At 64.2% G+C, this 18,054-nt stretch carries 17 protein-coding genes, 1 tRNA gene and 1 pseudogene; 10 read left to right on the top strand and 9 right to left on the bottom strand.

Annotation, left to right across the window (positions count from 1 at the left end; all coding sequences use genetic code 11):
- Positions 1 to 75: 75 nt before the first annotated feature.
- Positions 76 to 969, top strand: a complete 894-nt coding sequence (argB, locus tag NHH88_02005; protein ID USX17508.1) for an acetylglutamate kinase — start codon at positions 76 to 78, stop codon at positions 967 to 969.
- Positions 970 to 1,023: 54 nt separating this feature from the next.
- Positions 1,024 to 1,098, top strand: a tRNA-Thr gene (locus NHH88_02000).
- Between the two features lie 52 nt (positions 1,099 to 1,150).
- Here the strand turns inward: NHH88_02000 and NHH88_01995 are convergent.
- Entirely contained in the window at positions 1,151 to 2,068 is a 918-nt protein-coding gene (locus NHH88_01995; GenBank protein USX14595.1) for a TraB/GumN family protein, read from the bottom strand.
- On the opposite strand from NHH88_01995, the gene NHH88_01990 reads away from it, so the two are divergent.
- From NHH88_01990 to NHH88_01980, 3 genes are read left to right on the top strand one after another with little or no spacing between them, the layout of a single operon-like run.
- The gene (locus NHH88_01990; protein USX14594.1) at positions 2,067 to 2,819 is read left to right on the top strand and encodes an HAD-IA family hydrolase; all 753 of its coding nucleotides are present in this window, start codon (positions 2,067 to 2,069) and stop codon (positions 2,817 to 2,819) included. The genes NHH88_01995 and NHH88_01990 overlap by 2 nt on opposite strands.
- 35 nt (positions 2,820 to 2,854) lie before the next feature.
- Positions 2,855 to 3,430, top strand: a complete 576-nt coding sequence (gene slmA, locus NHH88_01985) for a nucleoid occlusion factor SlmA (protein USX14593.1) — start codon at positions 2,855 to 2,857, stop codon at positions 3,428 to 3,430.
- Positions 3,431 to 3,436: 6 nt separating this feature from the next.
- The gene (locus tag NHH88_01980; protein ID USX14592.1) at positions 3,437 to 5,323 is read left to right on the top strand and encodes a chorismate-binding protein; all 1,887 of its coding nucleotides are present in this window, start codon (positions 3,437 to 3,439) and stop codon (positions 5,321 to 5,323) included.
- Here the strand turns inward: NHH88_01980 and NHH88_01975 are convergent.
- Both NHH88_01975 and ftrA read right to left on the bottom strand, forming a co-directional pair.
- Entirely contained in the window at positions 5,320 to 5,679 is a 360-nt protein-coding gene (locus tag NHH88_01975) for a DUF1428 domain-containing protein (protein USX14591.1), read from the bottom strand. The genes NHH88_01980 and NHH88_01975 overlap by 4 nt on opposite strands.
- Positions 5,680 to 5,768: 89 nt before the next feature.
- On the bottom strand, positions 5,769 to 6,734 hold the full coding sequence (ftrA, locus tag NHH88_01970; GenBank protein USX14590.1) for a transcriptional regulator FtrA: 966 nt from the start codon (positions 6,732 to 6,734) through the stop codon (positions 5,769 to 5,771).
- A 210-nt stretch (positions 6,735 to 6,944) separates the two neighbouring features.
- Between ftrA and NHH88_01965 the strand changes: the two genes are divergently transcribed.
- Positions 6,945 to 7,370: a rhodanese-like domain-containing protein gene (locus NHH88_01965; GenBank protein USX14589.1), complete on the top strand. Its 426-nt coding sequence runs from the start codon at positions 6,945 to 6,947 to the stop codon at positions 7,368 to 7,370.
- Here NHH88_01965 and NHH88_01960 read toward each other — a convergent pair whose 3' ends face one another.
- Complete coding sequence (locus NHH88_01960) at positions 7,371 to 7,979, bottom strand: glutathione peroxidase (GenBank protein ID USX14588.1); 609 nt, start codon at positions 7,977 to 7,979, stop codon at positions 7,371 to 7,373. It lies immediately after the preceding gene.
- Positions 7,980 to 8,161: 182 nt separating this feature from the next.
- Here NHH88_01960 and NHH88_01955 point away from each other — a divergent pair, with 182 nt between their 5' ends.
- Entirely contained in the window at positions 8,162 to 9,271 is a 1,110-nt protein-coding gene (locus tag NHH88_01955; protein USX14587.1) for a PHA-depolymerase-like protein, read from the top strand.
- Here the strand turns inward: NHH88_01955 and gabD are convergent.
- The 4 genes from gabD to NHH88_01935 all read right to left on the bottom strand — a co-directional run bounded on the left by gabD (position 9,243) and on the right by NHH88_01935 (position 14,868).
- Entirely contained in the window at positions 9,243 to 10,697 is a 1,455-nt protein-coding gene (gene gabD, locus NHH88_01950; protein ID USX14586.1) for an NADP-dependent succinate-semialdehyde dehydrogenase, read from the bottom strand. The two genes, NHH88_01955 and gabD, sit on opposite strands and share 29 nt — an antisense overlap.
- 153 nt (positions 10,698 to 10,850) lie before the next feature.
- The gene (locus NHH88_01945) at positions 10,851 to 11,693 is read right to left on the bottom strand and encodes a polyphosphate kinase 2 family protein (protein ID USX14585.1); all 843 of its coding nucleotides are present in this window, start codon (positions 11,691 to 11,693) and stop codon (positions 10,851 to 10,853) included.
- A 35-nt stretch (positions 11,694 to 11,728) separates the two neighbouring features.
- Positions 11,729 to 13,357, bottom strand: a complete 1,629-nt coding sequence (locus tag NHH88_01940) for an NAD(P)-binding protein (protein ID USX14584.1) — start codon at positions 13,355 to 13,357, stop codon at positions 11,729 to 11,731.
- Positions 13,357 to 14,868, bottom strand: a complete 1,512-nt coding sequence (locus tag NHH88_01935) for a polyamine aminopropyltransferase (protein USX14583.1) — start codon at positions 14,866 to 14,868, stop codon at positions 13,357 to 13,359. Before NHH88_01935 ends, NHH88_01940 begins: the two co-directional genes overlap by 1 nt.
- A gap of 80 nt (positions 14,869 to 14,948) precedes the next feature.
- Here NHH88_01935 and NHH88_01930 point away from each other — a divergent pair, with 80 nt between their 5' ends.
- Genes NHH88_01930 through NHH88_01920 form a run of 3 tightly spaced genes read left to right on the top strand, consistent with a single transcriptional unit; the run spans position 14,949 to position 17,894 of the window.
- A complete protein-coding gene (locus NHH88_01930; protein ID USX14582.1) occupies positions 14,949 to 15,335 on the top strand; it encodes a DUF350 domain-containing protein in 387 nt (128 codons plus the stop codon).
- A gap of 27 nt (positions 15,336 to 15,362) precedes the next feature.
- Entirely contained in the window at positions 15,363 to 16,391 is a 1,029-nt protein-coding gene (locus NHH88_01925; protein ID USX14581.1) for an SPFH domain-containing protein, read from the top strand.
- Positions 16,392 to 16,400: 9 nt separating this feature from the next.
- On the top strand, positions 16,401 to 17,894 hold the full coding sequence (locus tag NHH88_01920; GenBank protein ID USX14580.1) for a DUF4178 domain-containing protein: 1,494 nt from the start codon (positions 16,401 to 16,403) through the stop codon (positions 17,892 to 17,894).
- A 53-nt stretch (positions 17,895 to 17,947) separates the two neighbouring features.
- Here the strand turns inward: NHH88_01920 and NHH88_01915 are convergent.
- Positions 17,948 to 18,054, bottom strand: a pseudogene (locus NHH88_01915) (energy transducer TonB).

The raw sequence follows: 18,054 nt of genomic DNA, 5'->3' as shown, positions 1-18,054 counted from the left end.
AGCCACAGGCTGTAAAATTGCACAAAATTTTTAACCGGACTCGCCATGACCCAACTGACTAACCTTAACTTAGGCATGAATGACGACTTGACCGCGGTGTCGCCGCAGATCAAGGCGCAGATTCTGGCCGAGGCCCTTCCCTACATCCGTAATTTCCATGGCAAGACCATTGTCATCAAATACGGAGGCAATGCGATGACCGACGAGCGCTTGAAGCACGGCTTCGCCCGTGATGTCATTTTGCTCAAACTGGTGGGCATGAACCCGGTCGTGGTGCACGGCGGCGGTCCGCAAATCGACAACGCGCTGAAAAAAATCGGTAAGCAGGGCACCTTCGTGCAGGGCATGCGCATCACCGACGAAGAAACGATGGAAGTGGTGGAGTGGGTGCTGGGCGGCGAAGTCCAGCAGGACATCGTGATGCTGATTAATCACTACGGCGGCCAGGCCGTGGGCCTGACCGGCAAGGACGGTGGCCTGATCCGCGCCAAGAAGATGGCGATGCCGGATAAGGAAAATCCAGGCCAGTTCCTCGACATCGGCTTCGTCGGCGAGATCGACGCGATCAACCCTGCCGTCGTCAAGGCGCTGCAGGACGACGCCTTCATCCCGATCATTTCGCCCATCGGCTTCGGCCAGGATGGCCAGGCGTATAACATCAACGCCGACGTCGTCGCCGGTAAAATCGCGGAAATCCTGAAAGCCGAAAAGCTGATCATGATGACCAATATCGCCGGCGTTCAGGACAAACAGGGCAATCTGGTGACCGACCTGTCGGCGCGCGAGATCGACGAGATGTTCGCCGACGGGACGATTTCGGGCGGCATGCTGCCTAAAATATCATCAGCGCTGGATGCCGCGAAGTCCGGCGTCAATACGGTTCACATCATCGACGGGCGAATTGAACACTCTTTATTGCTCGAAGTGTTGACCGAACAGGCATTTGGAACTATGATCCGGTCTCACTGAAAAAACGGCGATGCACGTTTAGCCGCGTTTTTGAGTGCATCGCCATACCAGTACGCCCTTTTAGCTCAGTGGTAGAGCACTCCCTTGGTAAGGGAGAGGCCACGTGTTCAATCCACGTAAAGGGCACCACTTCTTCAGCATTGCCCCTCCGTAGCACCCTCCCCCCGCTGTCCTTGACTATTTAATAAATCCGCTCCACCGTCATGCCGCGTTGGCGCAGCAGTTCCGGAATGCTTCCCTTGCCGATCAAATGCAGCACGCCGATCGCCGCGACGCTGTTGTTTTCACGCGCCATCAGCTTGGCCATGCTGTCGGCCAGCGCCGGATTGCGACCGTCCAGCAGCACCTTCTGCACGAAGCGGCCGGAGAAGGTGTCGTCGCGCTCCGCCTGGGCGGCCAGCGCGTCGAGCGCCTTGATGTCGGCGTTGCGCCAGGCCTCGGCGATCTCGCGCGCCTGCTTGGCCTGTTCCTTGTCCTCGATGCCGGCGATGGTCTCCTGCAGGAACAGCAGCTGCTCGGCCGGCGACAGATTGCCGAACAGGCCCATTTGGCCCTCGGGCGATTCGAGCTCGATGACTTTCTGGCCCCGGTCGTGCGCCTGCTTGGCCAGGTGGGCGTCGACCGCCTGCGCGGCGTCGTAACCCTGGCTGGCGAATTCGCTCACTGTCAGCACGCTGGCGAGCAGCCATGGCTTCATCGCCGCCACGGTCTGCGGTTCGATCTTGTACTGCTTGAGCAGAACGTCGAGCCGGCGCCGCCATTCCGGCGACAACGCCGGCGCGGCCGCGCCGGGGCCCACCAAGCCATACTTCTGCACCGCCCGCGCCAGTTTTTGCGGATCGCCCAGCGGATCGATTTCCAGCGCCAGCACAGGCGCCTGCTTCAACGCGCCGGCCACGCGCGGCTCGAGCGGGTAGAAATCCTTCGAGCCGACGTGGATGGTGCCGAACAGGTATAGCGCATGTTCGCCGCTGCGCACCTTGAACAGCGCGCCGCGGTTGGGCGCCCGCTCCTGGTCCGTCGCCTGGTCCGCCGCCCAAGTGGGACCGAAGGCAAAGCAGAACAAACTGCAGAACATCACTATAATCTGGCGTCGCATGGCTTCCTTTGTTGATTGGTCTCCCGTGAATATTACCCGTAACTCACCCGTGTGGTTGTTCGATCTCGACAACACACTGCACAACGCCTCCCACGCCATCTTCCCCGCGATCATGGCGAACATGAACGTCTATATCGCCCGCGTGCTGGGCGACGGCGTCACGCCGGCCGGCGAGGATATCGTCAACGCCGCGCGCACCAAGTACTGGCGCAGGTACGGCGCGACGATACTGGGACTGGTCAAGCACCATGGCGTAATACCGGCTCATTTTCTGCACGAGACCCATGCGATCGCCGAGCTGACCGAGATGATCCGCGCCGAGCGCGGATTGCGCCAGCTGATGCGCCGCCTGCCCGGACGCAAAATCCTGCTCACCAACGCGCCGCACCGCTATTCGACGCAGGTGCTGCGCCATTTGGGCCTGCACCGTGAATTCGGCCAGCACGTCTCGGTCGAATCGATGACGGTGCACCGGCAGATGCGCCCCAAGCCGTCCAAGCTGATGCTGCGCAACCTGATGCGGCGCCACCGCCTGACGCCCGAGCGCTGCATCCTGGTCGAGGACACCCTGGCAAATCTGCGCAGCGCCCACTCACTCGGCATGCGCACCGCCTGGATCACCCAGTACCTGACCATCGGCGACACCGCCGGCCTGGCGCATCCCCAAAAAAGGTTAATTCGCCCCGCTTATGTCGATGTCAAAGTAAAATCTGTCAGGAATCTGCCGGCACGCCTGCATCATCTGCGCTGATTCCCCTCTTTTTCGACACCTATCCGCGAGATCACATGGCAAGCACACCGCCGGGCCAGCGCCGCCTTGAAATCCTCCGAGCGCTGGCGGAGATGCTGGAACAGCCCAAGGGCGACAAGATCACCACGGCCGCGCTGGCGCGCAAGCTGGAGTTTTCAGAGGCCGCGCTGTACCGGCATTTCGCCAGCAAGGCGCAGATGTTCGAGGGGCTGATCGAATTCATCGAGTCCACCGTCTTCGGCTTGATCAACCAGATCGCCGAACGCCAGGCCGACGGCCTGACGCAGGCGCGCGACATCGTCGGCATGCTGCTGCAATTCGCCAGCCAGAACCCGGGCATGACGCGGGTGCTGATCGGCGAGGCGCTGGTCAACGAGGACGAGCGCCTGCAACTGCGCATGAACCAGTTCTACGACCGCATCGACCTGGCGCTCAAACAAGCGTTGCGGCAGTCGGTGGCGGAGGGCCAGGCCCACGAGAACGAGGTGCAGGCCCGCGCCGGCATGCTGACCAGTTTTGTCATCGGCCGCTGGCACCGTTACGCCAAGAGTGGCTTCAAGAACAACCCGTCGCAGGACGCCCCGCTGCAAATCGCGCTGCTGTTATCGTAAATGGACATGAACGCTGAATGTTTCGCACTGCTGGACGACGCCAGTCCAGGCGCAGGCACCGGAGGCGAAGGCGCGCCCGCCGCGCCCTCGCGTTCGCGACTGTACACCGGCCATCTGGGCACGCTACGCTGCGACGACATCGGCCAGTGGCCGCAAGTGCTCGAGCAGATGGGCGCAGCGTTGACGCGCGGCGAGTACGCGGTCACCTTGTGCGCCTATGAGCTGGGCAGGGAGCTGCTCCATATCGGCACCGCGCCGCCGGCGGGCGCGCCGCTGGCGCAAATCTTGTTGTTCAAGGACTGCGCGTCGCTGACCGGCGCCGAAGTGGGCGACTGGCTGGCCGCGCACTCGTTCCCGATCGACCGGCCGGCCGGTATCGCCAACATCCGCGCCAACATCGACCGGCAAGCGTTCGACGCCGCGCTGGCGCGCATCCACGACTACATCGAGGCAGGCGACACCTACCAGGTCAACTACACCTACCGCTTGCGCTTCGACGCCTTCGGCGGCATCCACGCGCTATACGCGCGCCTGCGCGGCCGCCAGCCGGTGCCCTACGGCGCGCTGGTGGGACTGGAAGACGGCTCGGCGATCCTGTCGCTGTCGCCGGAGCTGTTCGTGCGCCACCAGGACGGCGTGCTAACGGCGCGCCCGATGAAGGGCACGGCGCCGGCCGCGCCGCCGGCGCAGGCGGCCGAGAACATCCTGCGCGCCACCGTACTGGCGGCCGATCCGAAGAACCGCGCCGAGAACCTGATGATCGTCGACCTGCTGCGCAACGACATCGGCCGCATCGCGCGTACCGGCAGCGTGCAGGTGCCGGCGCTGTTCGAGGTGCACCGCTACAGCAGCGTGCTGCAAATGACGTCGACCATCACGGCCGAACTACGCAACGACGTATCGCTGGGCGACATCTTCGACGCGCTCTATCCGTGCGGCTCGATCACCGGCGCGCCGAAGCGCCGCACGATGGAAATCATCGGCAAGCTGGAACCGGACCCGCGCGGCATCTACACCGGCGCGATCGGCTGGTTCGATCCGCTAAAAGATAACGCGGATGGCAAGGTCGGCGACTTCTGCATGTCGGTGCCGATCCGCACCCTGGCGCTGGGCGCGCCGGACGGTCTCGACGGCGTGCGCCGGGGCGAGATGGGCGTGGGCGCCGGCATCGTCTTCGACAGCGACGCCTCCGGAGAGTATGCCGAGTGCCAGTTGAAGGCGCGCTTCCTCACCGGCCTGAAAAACGACTTCGAAATCTTCGAGACGATGTACGCCACGCCCCAAGGCGGGGTGCGCCACCGCGCGCGCCACCTGAAGCGCCTCGCCGCGTCGGCCGCCTACTTCGGCTACGCGTGGGACGAGGCGGCGGCCAACGCCTATCTGGACACCGCCTGCCACATGCTGGCGGACGACGCGCCCCTCTCACCAGCGGCAGGCATCGCGTACCGCCTGCGATTGGCGCTGGGTTCATCGGGGGCGTTCTCGGTGCAGCACGCGCCGTTGGTGCCGCTCACGCAACCGGTACGCGTGCTGCTGGCCGACGACGCCACCGCTTCCGGCGACGTATTCCTGCGCCATAAAACCAGCGTCCGGGCGCATTACGACGACGCCTGGCGCGACGCCGAGGCGCACGGCGCCTTCGACACGCTGTTCTTCAACGAACGCGGGGAGCTGACCGAAGGTGGCCGCAGCAGCGTCTTCGTGCGCGTCGACGGCCGTTGGCTAACGCCAGTCCTGGCTTGCGGCGTGCTGCCCGGCGTGATGCGCGGCGTGCTGCTCGACGATCCCGAATGGAACGCCAGCGAGGCGGTGATCACGCGTGCGATGCTGGAGCGCGCGCAGGACATCGTCGTCTGCAATGCCCTGCGCGGCGCGATGAAGGCGACGCTTTAAAGGTCGACGATCATCTCGAAACCGCCGTAGATCATGCGCTTGCCGTCGAAGGGCATGCTCTTGGGGTCCATGAAGTCGGCCAGGCGCGGGTCTTTCATGACTTTCTCGTTGATTTCGTCGCGCTTGGCGCGCGATTCGTAGACTATCCAGGAAAACGCCACCACTTCGTTTTCCTTAAGGTCCACGCTCATCGGGAATGAGGTGACCTTGCCGGGCGGTACGTCGTCCCCGATGGTTTCGCGGAACTCCAGCGCGCCATATTCCTTCCAGACCGCGCCGCAGGCCAACGACATTTTTTTGTACGCTTCGATGTTCTCTTTGGGTACTGGAATCACAAATCCATCGACATATGCCATGACTGTCTCCTAGTTATTGGGTGAACAACCAGATTAGTCAACTAAGCGGCGGATGACAAGCGACATAGCTTAGGGCGAATCAAAACGATTCACGATTTCAAGCCTACATCGACGAAACGTTTCCGGTAGGCGCCGGGCGTGGTCGCGGCGAGACGCCGGAAATGATGCCGCAACGATTCCTCGGAACCGAAGCCGGCCCGCTCGGCGATCTGCGCCAGCGGCACGTCCGGCACTTCGAGCATCTCCTTGACGATCGCCACCCGCTCGCGGATCAGCCACTCGACCGCGCCCAGTCCCGTTGCTTGCTGGAACTGACGCTGCAAGGTGCGCGGGCTCATCGCTGCGCGCTCGGCCATGCTGGCGACTGTGTGCGACCGCTCCGGATGGCTGCGCAGCCAGTCCATCAGTTTCGACAGCCTGCCCTGCTCGCCCAGCGCCATCGGCCGCGGCAGGAACTGTGCCTGCCCGCCTTCCCGGTGCGGCGCCACCACCAGCCGCTGCGCCACCAGATTGCCGATGCGGGCGCCATGGTCGCGCCGCACCACGTGCAGCAGCATGTCCAGCCCGGCGGCCGAGCCGGCGGCGGTGATGACCTGGCCGGTGTCCACGTACAAATGGTCCGGCTGCACGTCGATGTTCGGATAGCGCTTGGCCAGCTTGTCGGCGTAGCGCCAGTGGGTGGTGGCGCGCTGGCCGTCCAGCACGCCGGCGGCGGCCAGCACGAAGACGCCGGAACAGATCGAGCACAGGCGCGCGCCACGGCGATGCGCGGCGCGGATCAGCTCCAGCAGCGCGGGCGGTGGCGCTTCGTCGGCGTCGCGCCAGCCGGGGATGACGATGGTGTCGGCCAGCGCCAGCAACTCGGGAGCGTACGGCGCCTGCACGGTGATGCCGCCGGCCGCGCGGATCGGCCCAGGCTCGACGGCGCAGACGGCGAAGTCGTACCAGTCGACGTCCAGCTCGGGACGCTCCAGGGCGAACAGTTCGACCGTGCAGCCGAACTCGAAAGTGCACAGCCGGTCGTAGGCCAGCGCGACAACGAGATGTTTTTTCATGTCGTGATCTTAACGCAGAATGGCCGATGCGCCACTGATGGCATTGGCGGGGCAGGTGGACAATAGAGTCACCTTTGAAACACGTAGGGCGGATTAGCGCAGCGTAATCGGCCATGCGTGCGCCGCGTCGACGCCTGCATGGCCGATTACGGCGTGCCGCCTAATCCGCCCTACGTGGAACCCAGGAACTCATCCACCAAGGAGATAACAATGCCCGCGAAATCCCTCGTCAGCGCCATCCCGGCCGCTCCCAGCGCCGCCGCCCTGGCCCACTTCGAAGCCAGCTTCAGCTACGAAACGGATTGCTGGGACGTGCACGACGCGCTCGCCGGCGGCAAGCAGGATTTCGTGTTGCTGGATGTGCGCGGCACGGAGAAGTACGCCGCCGGCCACGTGCCCGGCGCGCTGGATCTGGCGCACCGCAAGATCATCGGCTCGAAGATCGCCGAATTCCCGGATGACACGCTGTTTGTCGTCTACTGCGCAGGCCCGCACTGCAATGGCGCCGCGCGCGCCGCCGTGCGGCTGGCGCAACTGGGGCGGCCCGTCAAACTGATGGCGGGCGGCATCACCGGCTGGCTCGACGAAGGCTTCGCCCTCGCTAACGCCCCGGCCGGCGAGCCGCACGAAGACTGATTACATCGCCAGCGCTTTTTCGACCGCGCCGACCAACTGCTTGTCGTCCGGTTTCACTTTGCTGCCGAAGTTATCCACAACCTTGCCGTTGCGGTCGATCAGGTATTTGTGGAAGTTCCAGGCCGGCGCCTTCCCGGTCGCCTTGATCAGGTTGGCGAAGAGCGGATTCGGCTCCTTGCCCGACACCACCGACTTGGAGAACATCGGGAACTTGACGCCATAGGTGTTGTAGCAGAAATCGGCGATTTCCTTGCTGTTGCCCGGCTCCTGCTGGCCGAAGTCGTTGGACGGGAAGCCCAGCACCACCAAGCCCTTGCCTCCGTATTTGGCGTACATGGCCTCCAGCCCCTCGTACTGGTTGGTGAAGCCGCAGTACGACGCGGTATTAACCACCAGAATCACCTTGCCCGAATACTGGCACAAGTCCTGCGGCGCTTCGTCCTGCAGACGCTTGAACGTTTGCTTGAGGATGGCCGGGCAATTGGCCGGCGCGGCCGTCGCTGCTGGCGCCGTCCCGGCCGCGACGGCGGGGGCTTGCGCGAACGCCGAAGCGCCCGCCAACAAGGTCAGCGAGGAAACTACGCACAACTGGGCAATTGTCTTGGACATGGTCGAGGCCGCTAAGAGTAAAAAAAACATTCTATGCCAATCCGCCGGACCTTGCCTGACGAGCATGCGAAATCGCAAACATCGCGCTAACATCGGCGTTCCTTTGACCGGGATTAAGCGAGCTCAACCCTGGTAACCCACACTGGGTATCCGCTTTACACTGGGTCGGAAAGGAGGTCGACATGCGTATTTTCTGCTTGGCACTGCTGCTGTTTGCCGCCGCCCAGGCCATGGGTCCGGCACGGGCGCAGGCGCCAACGCATTTGGTCGCGTTGCCGTACATGAAGGCGGAACAGGTCACGGTCTCGGGCTTGTCCGCCGGCGCCTACATGGCGGTGCAGTTCCAGGTGGCGTTTTCCCGGACGGTCAAAGGCGCCGGCATCATCGCCGCCGGGCCGTACTTCTGCGCACGCGGCAATGTGCTCACCGCCACCACCGTCTGCAGCTGCACGAACGACGTGTTCCCCTGCCAAGTTGCCCCGCACGCCACCCGCGTGCGCGAGCTGATCGCGGTCACCGACTGGTATGCCGCCTTGCAAGCGATCGATCCGACCAGCGCCATGGCCGGCCACCGGATCTGGATGTTGTCGGGCACCGCCGATACCGTCGTGCCCCAGGTGGTCGTCAACGACCTGCAAAGCTTCTACCGGCACTATGTCGCGGCGAATCGCATTTCCTACAAACGCGATTTGCCGGTTCAGCACGCCATGCCGACGGACAACTTCGGCAACGCCTGCGCCAAGCTGGCCTCCCCCTTCATCAACAATTGCGGCTTTGATGCGGCGGGGGAATTGCTGAAATGGATCTACGGACCGCTGGCGGCGCGCAACACCGCCCGCCCGGCGGGCCGCTTCGTCGTGTTCAACCAGGCGGAATTTCTGGCGCAGCCACGCTTGCACGGCATGGCCGAGAGCGGGTATCTGTATGTGCCGCCGGCCTGCGACAACGCCGGCAACAACGGCTGCCGGCTGCACGTGGTGTTCCACGGCTGCCTGCAGGACCTGGAGGAGATCGGCACCACCTTCGTCGAACGGGCCGGCTATAACGCCTGGGCCGACAGCAACAAGCTGATGATCCTGTATCCGCAGGCGGCGTCGATCGGGCAGTACACGAACCCCAACGCCTGCTGGGATTGGTTTGCCTACGACGACCTGCGCTATCCGCAGAAGGGCGGCCGCCAGATGACGGCCGTCAAGCGCATGGTCGACCGGCTCACCGGCGTGCCGTCGGCCATGACCCCGACGGCGCCGCCGGCGCCACCCGCTAAATGCCGCCTAGGCAAATGTACTTAACCACCAGGAACTCGTCGATGCCGTGATGCGAGCCTTCGCGGCCCAGGCCCGACTGCTTGACGCCACCGAACGGCGCCACCTCGGTCGAGATCAGGCCGGTATTGACGCCGACGATGCCGCACTCCAGTCCCTCGGCCACGCGCCAGATGCGGCCGATATCGCGCGAGTAGAAATAGCTGGCCAGGCCGAATTCCGTGTCGTTGGCCAGGGCGATGACTTCCTCGTCGGTCTTGAAGCGGAACAGCGGCGCCAGCGGGCCGAAAGTCTCCTCGCCGGCGACCAGCATGTCGTTGCCGACATCGGCGATGACGGTCGGCTGGAAGAAGCTGTGGCCCAGCGCATGGCGCTTGCCGCCGGTCAGCAGGCGGCCGCCCTTGGACAGCGCATCGGCCACATGCTCCTCGACCTTCTGGACGGCTTTCTCGTCGATCAGCGGGCCTTGCGTGACGCCCTCCTCGACGCCGTTGCCGACCTTGAGTTTTTCGACGGCGGCCACCAGTTTTTCGGCGAATTGTTCGTACACCCCGTCCTGCACATACAGGCGGTTGGCGCACACGCAGGTCTGGCCGGCGTTGCGGTACTTGGAGGCGATCGCCCCTTCGACGGCGGCATCCAGATCGGCGTCGTCGAACACGATGAACGGCGCGTTGCCGCCCAATTCCAGCGACAGCTTTTTGATCGTCGGCGCGCTTTGCTCCATCAGCAGTCGGCCGATGGCGGTGGAACCGGTGAAGGTCAGCTTGCGCACGATCGGGTTGGACGTCATTTCACCGCCGATATCCTTGGAGGCGCCGGTCAGCACGCTGAACACGCCCGGCGGCACACCCGCGCGCCCGGCCAGTTCGGCCAGCGCCAGCGCGCAGTACGGGGTGGCCTCGGCCGGCTTGAGCACCATCGGACAACCCGCCGCCAGCGCGGGGCCGGCCTTGCGGGTGATCATCGCGATCGGGAAGTTCCACGGCGTGATCGCCGCACACACGCCGATCGGCTCCTTGGTCACCAGCAGGCGGCGGTCCGGCCAGGGCGACGCCAGCGTCTCGCCGGCCACGCGCTTGGCTTCCTCGCCGAACCATTCGATGAACGAGGCGCCGTAGGCCACCTCGCCGCGCGACTCGGTCAGCGGCTTGCCCTGCTCCGCCGTCATCAGCAGCGCCAGGTCGTCGGTGTTTTCCAGGATCAGGTCATTCCACTTGCGCAGAATGGCGGCGCGCTCCTTGGCGGTCTTTTTGCGCCAGGCCGGCCAGGCGGCGTTGGCGGCGTCGATGGCGCGTTTGGTTTCGGCCGCGCCCATGCGCGGCACGGTGCCGATTTGCTCGCCGGTGGCGGGATTGGTCACCGGATGGGTTTCACCGTTGTCGGCATCGCTCCAGACGCCGTTGATGTAGGCTTGCTGGCGCAGCAGTGTGGGGTCTTTCAGTTGCAGCATCGGTAGTCCTCCTCATGCAAAGAATGACTATGCCACAGACCGCGCGGACGTGATTTTAGGTTGACGGGATACGGACTCCCAACCCGCACGGCGGCCCAAAGGGGTCGTACCCCGTGGGGTACGACCCCGGCATCCGGGGTGCGGGTCTACCTCTCACACTACGGTGAACGAGGACAGGTCCGGGTGCGGCGGCGGGAAGCTCAGGTCCATGCCCTCCAGGGTCTCCAGCAGCAGGCTGGCGATCACCAGGTTGCGGTGCGTCTTGGAGTTGGCCGGTACGATGTACCACGGCGCGTGCGGCTGGTCGGTCTCGCGGATGGCCTGCTCGTAGGCGCGCTGGTATTCATTCCACTTTTTGCGCTGCTCGATATCGTTGGGATCGAACTTCCACTGCTTGTCCGGATCGTCCAGACGCTCCTGCAGGCGCTCGCGTTGCTCCTCCTTGGAGATATGCAGGAACACCTTGACGATCACGGTGCCGGTTTCGGCGAGCATGCGCTCGAAATCGCGGATCTGCGCGTAACGGCGCTTGCACTCGCCGCCGTCGATCATGCCTTGCACCTTGGTGATCAGCACATCCTCGTAATGACTGCGGTTGAAGATGGCGATCTTTCCCTTGGGCGGCACGTGCTGGTGCACGCGCCACAGGTAGTCGTGGTCCAGTTCCTCGTCGGTCGGCCCCTTGAAGGCCACCGCGCTCACGCCCATCGGACTGACGCCGCTGAACATCGCCCGCACGGTGCCGTCCTTGCCGGAGGTATCCATCCCCTGCAGCACCAGCAGCACCTTCTGCTTGCGCTGGGCGTACAGCATGCTTTGCAAGGCGGCGATACGCTTGATCAGCGCGTCGGTGCGCTTGATGTCGAGCGCTTTGCCCTTGGACTTGCTCAGTTCAGGATTGGCGGCGCGGCTGGAGAAGGCGCTGTCGCCAGCGTCCTCGTCGCGCAGCTTCTGTTTGTCGGCGGCGCGAAAGCGCTGGCGGGCGTTATGGGTCATGGCGTCGATTCGGTTTATATGATTTAGCTAGAATATCATTTCGCCGCCAGACCGGCTGCCCGGTAGCCCCACCACGCGGCCTCCTCGAACACCGAGAAGCCGGACAGGTCGGCGTGCGCGAACAAAATCGGCCCGTCCACCTCGCGCAAGGCCTTCATGCCGGCGTTGGCGCGGAAGTTGGGCCATGGCGCCGCCATCGCGTGGCCGCGCAAGGTGATGTCGACCCGCTCGACGCAGGCCGCGAACTGCGCGCCGTAGGCGGTTTTGAGGTCGGCGCTGGCCAGCGCCAGCAGTTCCTCCGGCTTGGCGGCCGCCATCCAGTGCCGGGCGCTGCTCGGCTTGCGGTCGGACAGGGCGATGTAGGCGCTGAAGACGGTCTTTTCCGGCGGCCGCACGCGGATATCCTGGTGGGTGGAGACGACATAGCCCAATCCCGGCTCGCTGTAGACAACGTTATCCCACGACAGCGGCGGCGAATGCGGCCCTTCCTGCAGCTCCTGTGGAAAACGCTTGAGCAGGAAGTTGGCGACCATCCACGGCGCGTATTCCGGAATATGCTTGGCCGGATCGAAACCGTAGGCGGCGATGTTATCCACAACCCGCGCGGCCACATAGATCGGCATCGCGCAGATGGCTTTGCGCGCGCGCACCAGATACGTCGTCGGTTTTCCGTTTTCGAGCTTGAAGCACAGGGCCTCGACGCCGTCCGCCGTTTTTTTCAGCGACACCACCGTGCCGGCCACGCGCTTGATGCCCGAGGCGCGCTCCATGCCGGTGGCCAGCGGTTGCAGGCCGCCCGGCCACGTCAGCCAGGTGCCGCTGCTGGCGTTGGCGGCCGCGCCCCAGCGGCTGCAGTAGTAGTGCAGACCGGCCCAGGCCGAGACCTTGTCGTAGCGGGTGCCGTAGTCGTCGCGGCAGCAGTAATTCAGGTACCAGTGCAAGGTGGGCGAGCGGTAGCCACTCTGTTCCAGCCACTGCTTGAGGGTGATACGATCCAGCGCCTGCCACTTCGGGTCTTCCGACGACATCACAGTCGGGAACACGAACACGCGACGGCCATCGGCGCCGTGCGTTTGCCGCAGCCGTTCCACTTCGGCGAAAAAGCGCGTGTGCTCGTCGATCTCCCATTGCGGCACGCCCTCGGTCGGCATGAAACCTTCCTGCCACTGGCCGTTGTACAGCAGCCGTTCCTCCGGCGCGTGAAGGATGAAGCGTTCGTCGTAGTAGGGCTTTTCGCCCAGCGGATCTTTTTGAATGATGCCCAGGTCGGCCAGGATCTCGCGCACGTGCACCGACTCCGGCGACGGCAGCGGCAGATAATGGGCGCCGGTCGGATATTCGAACTCGCCGAAGGCGCCACCGGCGGCGTTGCCGTGCGGTTGCGGGCCGTCCACCATCAGCATGTCGGTCTTGCCGAGTTTATTGAGCTTCCACGCAGCGGTCAGCCCGGCGATGCCGGAACCGAGGATGGCAATATCGGTCTGCAGCACCTGCGACGGCGGCGGCAGCGGCTTGTTGCGCTGGTCGCGCAGGAAGTGGCCCTCGTCGCGGCCCGGATAGTGCAGCGTGGGCGTGACCTCCTGCCAGCGCTGGAAGGCCGCCACGGTACCCGCCGCCGCCACGCCGGTGGCGCCGGCCCACACCAGAAAGGATCGGCGCAGCATCAGCGTATCACCCGACGCCAATCCTGCTCGAACTCGTGCACCAGCGACTGCGTATTGAGCCGGTTGGGCTCCATCGGCAGGCGCTTCATATCGGGCGGGAAGATGAACATCTCGCGCGTGGTGTCGGCATTCAGGTAGCGCATCGGCAAACGGTACTCGGCGGGCGGCGTGTACTGCGCCTGTGGCGTGGCGAGTATGAAGCCCCATTCGCCGAATGACGGCACGTAGGCGTGGTAGGGATAGGTCTTCATGCCGACTTCGCGCAAGGTGGCGTCGATGGTCCAGTAGGCGTGCGGCGCGAAGAACGGCGACGTCGATTGCACGGTCATCAAGCCGTTGGCCGCCAGGTGCTTGCGCACCATGCCGTAGAACGGCACCGAGTACAGCTTGCCGAGCGCGAAACTGGACGGATCGGGGAAGTCGACGATGATGGCGTCGAACATGTCATCGTTCTCGCGCAGCCAGAGGGCCGCGTCGGCGTTGACCACGCGTACCCGCTTATCGCTGAACGAGCCGCCATTGAGCCTGACCAGCTCCGGGCGGTTGGTGAAGGCGCCCGTCATCGCCGGGTCCAGGTCGACCAGCGTCACATGCTCGATGTTCTTGTAGCGCAGGATCTCGCGCAGCGCCAGGCCGTCGCCGCCGCCCAGCACCAGCACCCTTTTCGCCCATGGCAAGGGCTGCAGCACCGGATGCACCAGCGCCTCGTGATACCGGTACTCGTCGCGCGACGAGAACTGCAGGTTGCCGTTGATGTACAGGCGCAGATCGTCCTTCCAGCGCGTGACGACCAGCCGCTGGTAAGGCGTGGTGGTGGCGAAGACGATTTCGTCGCCGAACAGGCCATGCTCGCCCCAGTAAGTGAGCTTGTCGGCCGACGCGAAGCCGGCCACCAGCACGAACATCACCGCCGACGCGCGCAGCATGCGGCCGGTGACGTTCTTGAGCTCCGCGCGGAACACGCGAATTGTCCACAGGGCGACGCCGACGTTGAGCATCCCGAACAAAAAACCGGTGCGCACCAAGCCCAGGGTCGGCGCCAGCACCAGCGGGAACAGCAGCGACACGGCCAGCGCGCCCAGATAATCGAAGGTCAGCACCTTGCTGACGATTTCGCTGAAACCGGTCTGGCGCGCGTTCAGCGCGCGCATCACCAGCGGCACTTCCATGCCGACGAAGGCGCCGATCAGGAACACCATCACGTACAGCATGGTGCGGAACGGCGCCGCCATCCACGAAAACGTCAGGAACAGAATGGCCGCCGACAGGCCGCCGACCAGGCCGACCGCCAGTTCGATATCGACAAAGCGCGCCAGCACATCCTCATCGAGCACATACTTGGAAAAGTGGGCGCCGACGCCCATCGCGAACAGGTAGCAGCCAATCACCGTGGAGAACTGCAGGATGGAATCGCCCAGCAGGTAGCTGGACAGGGCGCCAGCGATTAACTCGTACGCAAGGCCGCAGGAAGCGACCACAAACACGGACAATATAAGAATCTTTTTGTTCATTTGGCTCTTTTGCACTAATATGCTTCAGCGTTAGTAACTTAACCACAAGGTTCAACACTTTACCCCACTGAGAGCGCGCCGTGCCCGCCATCCTAAACTATCTGATTCACCTATTACTGGCCGCCGTGCTGCTGGCCGTCTTTTTCGTCGTCTACACGCGCACGACGCCGGCCAACGAGGTGCTGCTGATCCGCCAGGGCAACCAGGCGGCGGCGCTATCGCTGGGCGGCGCGTTGATTGGTTTTTCAATCACCGTCGGTTCGGCGCTGATGCATACTGCGAATTACCAGGAGTTCTTCGCCTGGGCCTTCGGCGCGATGCTGGTGCAGGTGCTGGCGTATGCCATCACGACGCGGGTGCTGAACATGTCGAAGGACCAGATCGAGGCGAACAACACCGCCTTCGGCGGCCTGCTGGGCGCGATCTCCATTTCCATCGGCGTCATCAACGGCGCCTGCATTTCCTAATTTAGCCAAACCAAAGCGAGGACCATCATGGGCATCGGCAGCTTTATCAAGAAGCAGTTTATCGACGTACTGCAGTGGAACGAGGAAGTCGACGGCGTACTGGCCTGGCGCTATCCGATGCAGGATTTCGAGATCCAGAACGGCGGCGTGCTGGTGGTGCGCGAGTCGCAGATGGCGGTGTTCGTCAACGAGGGCCAGGTGGCGGACGTCTTCGGCCCCGGCACCCACAAGCTGACCACGCAAACCTTGCCGATCCTGACCAACCTGAAAAACTGGGACAAGCTGTTCGACTCGCCGTTCAAGTCGGATGTCTATTTTTTCAGCACCCGGGTGCAGACCGGCCGTAAATGGGGCACGCCGCAACCGATCACGATCCGCGACAAGGACTTCGACATGGTGCGCGTGCGCGCCTTCGGCATGTTCTCGTACCGCGTGACCGATCCGCGCCTGTTCTTCAAGGAGATCAGCGGCACGCGCGAGGTCTACACCCGCGACGAGGTGGAGGAGCAGCTGCGCGGCATCCTGATGGCGACCATGGCCAGCTCCCTGGGCGGCGCGCAGGTGCCGTTCCTCGACATGGCGGCCAACCAGGCGCTGATGGCGCAGCAGGTCAAGGGCGACCTGTCCACCGCGTTCGGCCGCTACGGCATCGGGCTCGATGAATTCAACGTCGCCAGCGTCAGCCTGCCGGAGGAACTGCAGGCCGCGCTGGACGAGCGCATCTCCGCCGGCATGAAGGGCGGCATGAGCGCCGACAAAATGGCCGGCTTCACCCGCTACCAGGTGGCCAGCGCGATCCCGATGGCGGCGTCGAACGAAGGCGGCCTGGCGGGCATCGGCGCCGGCCTGGGCGCCGGCATGACGGTCGGCCAGATGATGGGACAGGCCATGGCGGGCGCAGCGGCGCCTGCGGCACCTTCGGCACCCACTGCGCCGGCCGAGGACTCCATCGAAAACCGGCTGGAAAAGCTCAAAGGACTGCTCGACAAAGGCCTGATCTCGGCCGCCGACTACGACAGCACCAAGGCCGAACTGCTCAAAAAACTGATCGGCTGATAAGGACACATGCAAATCGTTTCCTGTCCCAGCTGCGGCGCGGAAGTCAAATTCCGCTCGCACGCCTCGGTCATGGCCGTCTGCGAATATTGCGGCACCAGCGTGCTCAAAGACGCCGACTCGGTCAAGGACCTTGGCAAGATGTCCTCCGTGCTGGAGGACTATTCGCCGATCCAGATCGGCGCCGCCGGCGTTCTCGGTCAGCGGCAGTTCAGCGTCGTCGGCCGCATCCAGCTGCGCTATTCGGCCGGCATGTGGAACGAGTGGTATTTGCTGTTCGACGACGGCGCCACCTCGTGGCTGGGCGACTCGTCCGGCCTGTACACCATCACCGCCGAGTACAAAGGCAACGGCATCACGCCGCACGAGATCAACGTGCCGGAGTTCGAACGCCTGCGCGCCGGCGCCAGTTACGGCATCAACGGCGCGCCGTATATCGCCGCCGAGATCCGTGTGGCCGATTGCATCGGCGGCCAGGGCGAGCTGCCGTTCAAGGTGGGCGAAGGCTATCAGAGCAAGGTCGCCGACTTCCGGCGCGGCACGGAGTTCATCACCCTCGATTACTCGGATTCGCCACGCCCGATCATCTACACCGGCACGGCGGTCACGCTCGACAGCCTGCGCATGCAGCTGCTGCGCGACGACGAGACCATCCATCGCTCCGCCGGCCGTTATCGCGGCAAGCTCGATGCGCTCGATTGCCCCTCCTGCGGCAGCGGCATCAAATATCTGCCGGGCGTGACGACCACCCTGGTCTGCCCGGCGTGCCAGACGCAAATCGACGCGGCGGGCACCGAGGCGACGGTGCTGGCGGCGGGCGAACGCGTGACCGCCGCGCGGCCGACGCTCGATCTGGGCGCCACGGCCAATATCAACAAACAGGATTTCACCATCATCGGCATGATGCGGCGCATGGACGACGAAGGCACCGAGTGGACCGAGTACCTGATGTACGGCGCGCGCGCCGGCTTCTCGTGGCTGGTGGAGACCGACGAGGGCTGGTCCGGCGCGACGGTGATGTCGGAGTGGCCGGTCGTCTACACGCCCGGGCAGCAAAGCGTGGTGGTGGAAAAGGCGCAGTACGAGCTGCTGTACGCCTACGGCTCGGAGGTCACCTTCGCCGCCGGCGCCTTCAACTGGCGCGTGGCCGTTGGCGACCATACGCAGGTCGAGGAATTCCAAGCAGGCCAGATCCGGTTGGCCTGCGAGACGAGCGAACAGGAAATGACATGGTCGCGCTCCGCGCCGGTGGCGGTCGACCAGTTGAAGGCCTGGTTCGGCGCTCAATTCCACGGCAGCGCCACGCCGGCGAAGACGGCCGGCGGCAAGCTGACGGTCAAAAACCGCTACCGCAACGCCGCCAAATACATCATCGGGTTCATGCTGGTGATTAACGCGATACCGCTGCTGACGAATTTTTCCGGCACCTGGTTCATGAGCGCGATCGGCGCCCTGGCGATTTACCTGCCGGCGACATTTTTAGATAGCAACGACAAATCATGACGAAATTTTTCATTTACGCGGTCGTTGTTACCGTTCTCACCTCCTGCAACAGCTGGGGGCGGCTCGGTGGCGGCGGCGGCGCGGCTTCTCGTGGCAGCACCTGGAGTTCGCATACGGGCGGTGGCGGTGGGAGTTTTGGCGGCGGCTCCGGCGGCGGAGG

It is taken from the genome of Oxalobacteraceae bacterium OTU3CAMAD1, assembly GCA_024123915.1.
Lineage (GTDB): Bacteria > Pseudomonadota > Gammaproteobacteria > Burkholderiales > Burkholderiaceae_D > Rugamonas.
Note: the sequence above shows the minus strand (reverse complement) of the source record. Positions and strands in the feature narration are given on the sequence as shown.

Bases quoted from the DNA above. Each gene is read 5' to 3' on its own strand.
- argB (USX17508.1), top strand. From the start codon at position 76: ATGAATGACGACTTGACCGCGGTGTCGCCGCAGATCAAGGCGCAGATT.
- NHH88_01990 (USX14594.1), top strand. From the start codon at position 2,067: ATGGCTTCCTTTGTTGATTGGTCTCCCGTGAATATTACCCGTAACTCA.
- NHH88_01995 (USX14595.1), bottom strand. From the start codon at position 2,068: ATGCGACGCCAGATTATAGTGATGTTCTGCAGTTTGTTCTGCTTTGCC.
- slmA (USX14593.1), top strand. From the start codon at position 2,855: ATGGCAAGCACACCGCCGGGCCAGCGCCGCCTTGAAATCCTCCGAGCG.
- NHH88_01980 (USX14592.1), top strand. From the start codon at position 3,437: ATGAACGCTGAATGTTTCGCACTGCTGGACGACGCCAGTCCAGGCGCA.
- NHH88_01975 (USX14591.1), bottom strand. From the start codon at position 5,679: ATGGCATATGTCGATGGATTTGTGATTCCAGTACCCAAAGAGAACATC.
- ftrA (USX14590.1), bottom strand. From the start codon at position 6,734: ATGAAAAAACATCTCGTTGTCGCGCTGGCCTACGACCGGCTGTGCACT.
- NHH88_01965 (USX14589.1), top strand. From the start codon at position 6,945: ATGCCCGCGAAATCCCTCGTCAGCGCCATCCCGGCCGCTCCCAGCGCC.
- NHH88_01960 (USX14588.1), bottom strand. From the start codon at position 7,979: ATGTCCAAGACAATTGCCCAGTTGTGCGTAGTTTCCTCGCTGACCTTG.
- NHH88_01955 (USX14587.1), top strand. From the start codon at position 8,162: ATGCGTATTTTCTGCTTGGCACTGCTGCTGTTTGCCGCCGCCCAGGCC.
- gabD (USX14586.1), bottom strand. From the start codon at position 10,697: ATGCTGCAACTGAAAGACCCCACACTGCTGCGCCAGCAAGCCTACATC.
- NHH88_01945 (USX14585.1), bottom strand. From the start codon at position 11,693: ATGACCCATAACGCCCGCCAGCGCTTTCGCGCCGCCGACAAACAGAAG.
- NHH88_01940 (USX14584.1), bottom strand. From the start codon at position 13,357: ATGCTGCGCCGATCCTTTCTGGTGTGGGCCGGCGCCACCGGCGTGGCG.
- NHH88_01935 (USX14583.1), bottom strand. From the start codon at position 14,868: ATGAACAAAAAGATTCTTATATTGTCCGTGTTTGTGGTCGCTTCCTGC.
- NHH88_01925 (USX14581.1), top strand. From the start codon at position 15,363: ATGGGCATCGGCAGCTTTATCAAGAAGCAGTTTATCGACGTACTGCAG.
- NHH88_01920 (USX14580.1), top strand. From the start codon at position 16,401: ATGCAAATCGTTTCCTGTCCCAGCTGCGGCGCGGAAGTCAAATTCCGC.